The following is a 7616-nucleotide window of genomic DNA, read 5'->3' on the forward strand; positions in this document are numbered from 1 at the left end:
ATCAGAATCACCGAAGCTGTGCCAAAATATGAATCAGGAAAAGATATAACAGATTATAACACAGCCTTTGAGACCAAGACAAAATCAGTGCAAAATAATAAAATATCAATAACACTCGGAGATATCCCAGTGTTTGTGGAATAGAGATAATGAAAAATTTCGTTTAAAGAATAAAAGAATAAAAGAATAGGTAAAGAATAAAGAATAAAGAATAGGGGAGAAAAAGAATAGGGGGACACATCCCATATTTTTAAACGAGGATGCCCGCAACGGACAGATAACAGAGTGCTTGAGATTAAACACCCAAAGGCTATGTCCTTCTCAAGCACTCGAAACGAGAAGCGGTCATCGGCTTCGCCTCGACCGCTTCTCGGGCTGGCGTCTTGCCGAGGTCGAAGCCGCCGCCTATCAGGCGGCTAACCGGCTTCTCCCAAATGCCCTTCGGGCACTTCGGCAAGCCGCCAGCCCGTAATGAAATTTCGGGCAATAAAGATAGCAAAACTGAAGCATGATTGAATTATATTCTCCACGCAACGAAGTTGAATTGGCCTTAATACGAAGCATCCTTGATGCAGAAAGAATCAATTATTTTGTCCGTAATGACAATTTTGGTTCTATGGAAGTGGGTCCTCAGATTGAGCTTTTCAATAAAAAGATGATATTGATTCAAGATGAACAGTATGAGAGAGCTAAGGAACTTTTGGCGGATTATCTGAATAGGACTGAGGATAAAACTGAAGTATCGGAGGTAAGATACTCATTATTTGATAAAATCAGAATGGCTATTGAGGTATTATTATTTGGATGGTTAATGCCAGGAAGAAAGAAACAAAAAGGAGATTAGTTCAAGGTCGCCCGAAACTTCATTTAACAACAGGCTTTGCGATGCTCCAAATGCTATTTCGCAAGTGATCCGCCGAACAAAACGGGCCAGAGTGAATATCTCTCAATCACTCGAAACGTTAGATAGGAATGTTAAAAGGGGGGTCGAATTGGTAAAGAAGCAATCAAAAGATTATATCCCTGACAGCAGGGCCTTGCGCATGACATCAACTGGTGGCTTTATGCCGGTCCACAACTCAAAGGCTAAAACCCCCTGCCATAAGAGCATGCCAGAGCCATCAATAGTTTTTGCTCCCATACCCTCTGCTTTATGTAAGAGAGCTGTTTTTTTATAGATAAGGTCGCATACCACAGTGTCAGGCAGAATAAGTTGTGGGCTGAAAGGCAGGGGATCGTCGGCTTTGAGGCCAAGAGGGGTGGCATTTATAACTATATGAAATCCTGACAGGGACATTATTTCATTCACGACGCTACAATGGATTCCTGTCTTCTGAACTGCATTTGAAAGCTCTCTGGCCTTCTCTTTATCTATGTCAAAAAAGGCTATTTCTGTAACACCCCTCATGGCAAGGGAAAAAGCAATTGCCCTTGCAGCACCGCCAGCGCCGACAAGCAGTACTTTTTTGCCTTCTGTGGTTATCTTAGCTTCTTCAAGGGATTTTACAAATCCCCTGCCATCTGTATTGTAGCCTGAGAGTTTTCCCTCCCTGTTTACCACAGTATTTACAGCGCCGATAAGGGATGCTTCTCTATCAGTCTCGTCTAAAAATGGAATCACTTTTTCCTTGTGTGGCACAGTGATATTTACCCCTGAGATGTTTAGTGCCCTGATTGCCTCAATAGCCCTGGGGAGGTCTGCCGGCTGGACTTTAAAGGGCAGATAGCACATGTCAAGGCTGAGTGCCTTGAAGGCAGCATTATGCATTGACGGTGAAAGGGTATGTTCTACAGGGAAACCAAATATGCCGAAGATCTTAGTCCTCCCTGTTACATCCATCTGTTACTCCTTTTAAAAGGCCCTCTGGCGTTGACTCTATTGCCTTAACAGCAATGTTCAGGGTCTCTGCAATATCCTTCAGGGTTACATTGTCTATGAATATATCGGTTCTATCTTTAAGAGCCACATCCGGTATAAGCAGGCAGTCTCCAGAGACCTTGCGCATAAGGGTCTTCAGGACATCCCTGCCAGTAAGGAGCCCTGTTACTGTGACTGTAGGGCCAAAAACTCTGTTTTCTATTTTAAAGACCTCGATGGACAGTCCTTCGATAGCCCTGAATCTCTGGATGGTTTCATCAAGATAAGGCGCAAAAGATGTGCCGGTGAAAGTTACATATCGTCTTTGTTCTATTTTTTTGGGAAGTCTCAACTTTTTCACCGAATTCATAAACAGAGGGACCATCCCAACACCATTTTCCAGTTGTGGAAGGTCTTCGTACTCTTTTAAGGCAGGGAAGGGCAGGCCAGCTTTTATATAAAGCTCATCAGATGGGTCTACTATAAATTCTCCGTGCCGTTTTTTCAGCCGTTTCCTTAATGGTTCGAGGGTTTCGAATATTTTTATAGCATCGGACTTTTCAACAGGTTTTATATTGTTTTGCCTGTGTTTGGTAAGGCCAACAGGTACAACTGCTATTGATGCAACATACGGATAAAATTTGCAAAGGTCTTTAACAGTGTTAATGAGCTCTTCGCCGTCATTTATTCCAGGGCATACAACAATCTGAGCATGTAGCCTTATCTTATTGGATACAAATTCTTTAATCTCCTTAAGGATATCCGGGGCCTTTGGGTTTTTAAGAATTGATCTTCTTAACTCATTGTTTGTTGTGTGGACAGATACATAAAGTGGGCTGAGGCGCTGCTCAAAGATACGCTTTTTATCAGCATCGGAGATGTTGGTGAGGGCTATATAATTCCCGTAGAGAAAGGACATGCGGTAATCGTCATCCTTCAAGTAAAGGGTCTTTCTCATGTTTTTGGGAAGCTGGTTTACAAAACAGAAGATGCAGTTGTTTCTGCAGGTTTTTATTCTAAAAGGTTTTAGATCAATGCCGAGGGCTTCATTGTCTTTTCTTTTTACTTTAAATGAATATAATTTTTTGTCTTTCTGGACCTCAAGCAACAGGTTCTCTTCTTTTGAATAAAACATGTAGTCTATAACATCCCTGATCGGTTCGCCATTAATGCTAAGGAGAATGTCTCCCTTCTCAATGCCGAGTTTCTGTGCAATACTGTTAGGGGCTACATGTTCTACGCTCGAATTTATCTTAGATACCATTGGCAATTTTTAATCCTCTGTATATATAGTGGAGCCCTGAGAGGGAAGTCAGCACGGCAATGGCTATCAGGATGCCCATGGGCGCATAAGGGGTTCCTGTTAAGTTGATGGACAGAAGCACTATCCCGACCAGGATAAACTGTAAGGCATTGGCGCCTTTTCCGAGAATACTTGGTTCGACTCTTGCTGTATGGGTGGCAAAATAAAGAATAAGCCAGCCAGTTACAACAATCAAATCCCTGCTTATGACAGTAATAGTCAGCCATTTTGGTATCCATTCATAAATGCTCATAATTATTAAAGATGTTAGCAGAAGAAATTTATCTGCCACAGGGTCGAGTATGCTTCCAAAACTTGTTGTCTGGTTTTTTGCCCTTGCCAGAAGACCGTCGAGAACATCTGTGAGACCAGCAGCAATAAAGATAGCAAGAGAATATCGGTGATGCCCGTAGATCAGGGTGATGGCAAAAAAAGGCAATAACAGTATTCTTGTTATTGTGAATATATTAGGGAGATTTACGACCCCCAAGGGGAACCTCCAAGATATAGAAGCTTAACATAAGTTGAGAAAGTTAGTCAAAATTTTTTTAAATCCGAACTACAGAGATAGGGAAGGCAGTCTCAGTATTTCTATCCCGAAGCATCGGGATTTATATTCTGTTTTAGCCGTTTAGTTTTAATGTTTTTTGTCAAATCCATAAAGTCTTTTTATTAAGGTGGCGTATAGAAATTTTTCATCTGCCTTCCCTATCTACATTTAGATCTCTCAGTTCTATCTCTTAGGCTAAATAAAAATTAAAATAGATGCAAAAAAGATTGCCTTAATCGTTTCAATTATTCCCAGGCGCTTGAAGTCTTCTCGTAGAGTCGAGTCTACGACTTTCCTGCCTTTGATGAATGCATAAATATCTTCAAAAAGCGGCAGGAATGCAAGGAATAAAAGCACACCCTTTAATACCATTATCCCTGAGACTGAAAGCACCAGACCTGAATAAAGCATACCGATAAGCCTGTATCTTTTTATCGTTGCCCTGACCCTGAAAGAGCTTGCAAAATAAAAAATAAAAAACATCGGCCAGAGATAGAGATTTAACAGTGTACCAGCCGCTGCACTTGCGCCAATAGCTGCTGTAAGCCCCATCAAAGCCATGCCAGATGCCTCTGACAAAACCTGTATGCCTTTTAGATTAAGGATTAAATAAAGGACAATCAGGGTTATACCGGCTATATAGAGCGAAAATAAAGGTGGCACCTTTACTGTAGAATAGAGGAAACCTGCAAGGCCCGGTATAATATATCCTGAAATCCACGGGAGCTCGCCTCTGTTGCCTCTTTTTATTACATTCACTGCAGGGCTCTTTGCCATCAAAAAAAGGCATAAAGAGAGAAAGACCAGAGATAAGGTGATATTTATGTTCCCTGTTTTTATGGCGCCTGTAGAAAAGGCGATGATAAACATCACCCAGCTCCCCTGTTCTTTTGTGTAAGGGAGTTTTAAGCTATTCATAATATTCTCCGAAATGGAGATATGATTAAACCGGAGATATTTTTAAATCTTTTTTTGCAGTTCGTGCAGCCCTATATTACATACATTGCAAAATTTTTTGCCTTTAAAATCTGTGTCCTTTATACTGTTTGAGAAATACATCACACATTTTGGATCAGTGCAATGGCCGAGGCCATAGAGATGGCCGAGCTCATGAACAGCTTCCTTAATGGTCCTTTCAATGAAGATGGAAGGCTCCTTTTTCAGGTTGTAAAATTCCTGCTTCAGCCTGACAAGGGATATAATAGCCACTCCTCTGAGGGGGTCTGCCTCACCAAAAACAAAGTTTAACCTCGGCACATAAAGGTCAACATCCGTAACGCAGAGTATCTTACCCTTCATACCACTGGTGTTTATCTCCCTTAAGATTTTTGAGGAATGATACTGTTTGCGGGAAGAGTTGTATGCAGAAGGTTGTAATGGGGTATTTTCAAGAACCATTACTTTTGTCTTGAAGGTATCCTTCAGAAAATCAGAGAGATGTTTTAACAGTGCCTCATCTATGTTGCCTATGGGGAGGAGGTTGAGCACTATGAATTTTAACACAAGAGGAGAATAATTTCCGAATTCAATTTTAATCCCAAAATTGTGTTAACCACTGAGGCACAGAGACACAGAGAAAATGACCTGCCACAGAGTTCACAGAGCTATAATTTGGAGTATTGGAGTAATGTATTCTTTTTTTCCCAATACTCCAACACTCCATTGCTCCATTTTTCTTTACACTTTTCTCGTGACCTCTGTGTCTCTGTGGTTTTCATTCACGCATAATCAGGGATGATATTTTTAAATTAAACTTGGAAGAATGGCGAAGGAGTAAGGTTATTTATGGGGCGTTACAGTAGCTGCCATTTTCCATGCCCTGTATCTCGCCATATAATCCTCTGCTACCCTTGTAGTGTCGAGAGAAAGATAGCGGGCATATGCTATAACATACCCCCTTATATATACCTCTGCTGGAAGGGCATCAAATCTCTCAAGCTCAATATACTCAAGATATTGTCTGCGTATCTTTGTAAAATCTGCAATATCCTTTAGCTCTATCCCAAGTCTTTCCCTTATCTTGCATAGTGCAGGGCCACTGAAGGTTGTAATATCTGCTAAATATCTCTTAAGGTCGTCCTCAGTGACTGTTTGTCTTTCTTTATATTTTTGTTCGGTGTCTGTATTCTTAAAGAATTCTGCAAGTTTTTCATATGCCTCTTGTATCTCTGCAAGTACTTTTTGTATGCTGTCTTCAGAAAGTTCATATGAGATAGCATCTGTAACAATAGAGGTGTTTGAATAAAACCCTTTGAGACTCAGATATGAAGCCTTTATCTCCTGGAGTGATGCATCAGGGTTGAGCTCAAGTATCTCAAAGTATTTTTTATAGTCTTGTGGAGGTATATTCATCTCCTGTTACTGTTATCTCTTTTCCCTCTATCAGATTATCCGAAAGCCTTCCAATTGACTTTGCAGCATGCGAAAGGGGATATGTGAGCAGAAAGACCTGTTTCTCGTTAACACATTTTCTTACATACTCATCATATTCTATATAGCCCGCATATTGAGCGTGAAGGTTTAAGAACTTCATGCAAACACTTTTTATATTTGTCCCGATTGCTATGTCCCGACTGTTTTTTATCTGATTTAAAACAATATATATCCTGAAGCCCGATAGCTCTTTATCAAGGATTTCTTTTATATGTGCCGACATACCGGCTAAGTAAGTGACGAGTTCTTTCAGGTTTTTTATCCCATATCCTTCTCTGTTTTTACATATATCCTGGAGTAAATCCTTTAATCCATATGCGCTAAATACAAGCTTCAATTTCCTGAAGAACACATTTTTAATAAAACGATACATATTTTCTATAGCAGTTATCTCCGGAACCAATACAACAATCATCTTATCAGCAAGCAGAAAGGTATCTATAGTGTTAACATGTGAGCCTCCGCCGAGGTCAATAAGAATGTAATCTGTGTTGAGCATCCTGATATGATTGAAGAATCTAAGCTTCTGGGAATATTTAATGTCCCCTGGATCCAGTGAGAAAAGGTTTCCTACTATTAATCCCAGATGAGGGATCCCACAGTTAGTAACAAGCTCTTTAAGAGGAGATTTCTTTTCAAAAAAATCTGTGAGGGAATTTGGAGGTTTGTTTATGCCAAAGAAGGAATGAAGGTTTGCGCCACCCCAATCAGCATCTATTAATGTAACATGTTTACCTTTTGTAGCCAGGTAAGTGCCAACACTACTTACAACAAAACTTTTCCCTGTCCCGCCTTTTCCTCCCGCGATTGCCCAGATTTCAACTTTACCTTTTTCCAAATTCTTCCTTTGGAAACAATTTATGGTTAACATAACTATAATTAGTAGTTAGAGTTTATGTCAACCCACTTTAGTCAAGCATCCCTGCCCGTTTTAAAATTTAAAACAATCCTTTTACTTTGCCTGTATTCACATCAACATCGACCCTTCTGTAAGCAGGGTCTGAGGATGTGCCAGGCATCAGGCTGATATTTCCTGCAACAGGACAGATAAATCTGGCACCGCCATATGTAAGGAAATCTCTAATATGAAGCGCCCAACCCTTAGGAACACCTTTGCGTGTGGGGTCGTGTGAAAGCGATAGATGTGTTTTCACCATCATGGTGGTATAGTCTTTAAACCTCGGGTCGTTTTCAAATCTCTCTGCCTTTGCAGTTGCCTCCGGGGAATAGCTAACTCCATCAGCGCCATAGACCTCCTTTGCTATGAGTTCAACCCTTTTTCGCAAAGGGGTATCCATATCATAAAGGAACCTGAAGTTAACCTTATCATTACATGCATCAAGCACTGCATCTGCAAGTTCGAGTGCCCCTTCGCCGCCTTTTAACCAGTGCTCAGATACTGCAACCCTTGCACCTGCCTGCTCACACATGCGTTTTGTTAACTTAATCTCCTCATCGGTATCGGTGTGAAA

8 protein-coding genes and 1 pseudogene are annotated in these 7616 nt (G+C 40.8%); 1 reads left to right on the top strand and 8 read right to left on the bottom strand.

Going from position 1 to position 7616, the window contains the following annotated elements; translation table 11 throughout:
• The first annotated feature begins 508 nt into the window (after positions 1 to 508).
• A pseudogene (locus HZC12_07695) lies at positions 509 to 844 on the top strand (DUF2007 domain-containing protein).
• Positions 845 to 1015: 171 nt separating this feature from the next.
• On the opposite strand, the gene HZC12_07700 reads toward HZC12_07695, so the two are convergent.
• From HZC12_07700 to HZC12_07735, 8 genes are all read right to left on the bottom strand, one after another.
• Positions 1016 to 1840 carry a shikimate dehydrogenase gene (locus HZC12_07700; GenBank protein MBI5026592.1) on the bottom strand — a complete coding sequence of 275 codons (825 nt, stop codon included), beginning with the start codon at positions 1838 to 1840 and terminating at the stop codon, positions 1016 to 1018.
• Entirely contained in the window at positions 1818 to 3122 is a 1305-nt protein-coding gene (locus tag HZC12_07705) for a DUF512 domain-containing protein (GenBank protein ID MBI5026593.1), read from the bottom strand. The genes HZC12_07700 and HZC12_07705 overlap by 23 nt, the downstream gene beginning before the upstream one ends.
• On the bottom strand, positions 3112 to 3651 hold the full coding sequence (locus HZC12_07710; GenBank protein MBI5026594.1) for a CDP-alcohol phosphatidyltransferase family protein: 540 nt from the start codon (positions 3649 to 3651) through the stop codon (positions 3112 to 3114). The genes HZC12_07705 and HZC12_07710 overlap by 11 nt, the downstream gene beginning before the upstream one ends.
• A gap of 255 nt (positions 3652 to 3906) precedes the next feature.
• Positions 3907 to 4629, bottom strand: a complete 723-nt coding sequence (locus HZC12_07715; GenBank protein ID MBI5026595.1) for a YwiC-like family protein — start codon at positions 4627 to 4629, stop codon at positions 3907 to 3909.
• A gap of 42 nt (positions 4630 to 4671) precedes the next feature.
• Positions 4672 to 5199, bottom strand: coding sequence for an archaemetzincin family Zn-dependent metalloprotease (locus HZC12_07720; GenBank protein MBI5026596.1), 528 nt, complete (start codon positions 5197 to 5199; stop codon positions 4672 to 4674).
• Positions 5200 to 5490: 291 nt separating this feature from the next.
• Positions 5491 to 6063 carry a helix-turn-helix domain-containing protein gene (locus HZC12_07725; GenBank protein MBI5026597.1) on the bottom strand — a complete coding sequence of 191 codons (573 nt, stop codon included), beginning with the start codon at positions 6061 to 6063 and terminating at the stop codon, positions 5491 to 5493.
• On the bottom strand, positions 6038 to 6982 hold the full coding sequence (locus HZC12_07730) for a P-loop NTPase (GenBank protein ID MBI5026598.1): 945 nt from the start codon (positions 6980 to 6982) through the stop codon (positions 6038 to 6040). The genes HZC12_07725 and HZC12_07730 overlap by 26 nt, the downstream gene beginning before the upstream one ends.
• A 100-nt stretch (positions 6983 to 7082) precedes the next feature.
• Positions 7083 to 7616: formate--tetrahydrofolate ligase (locus HZC12_07735; protein MBI5026599.1), on the bottom strand; the 534-nt coding region annotated here is incomplete at its 5' end.

It is taken from the genome of Nitrospirota bacterium (assembly GCA_016214385.1).
GTDB lineage: Bacteria > Nitrospirota > Thermodesulfovibrionia > UBA6902 > JACROP01 > JACROP01.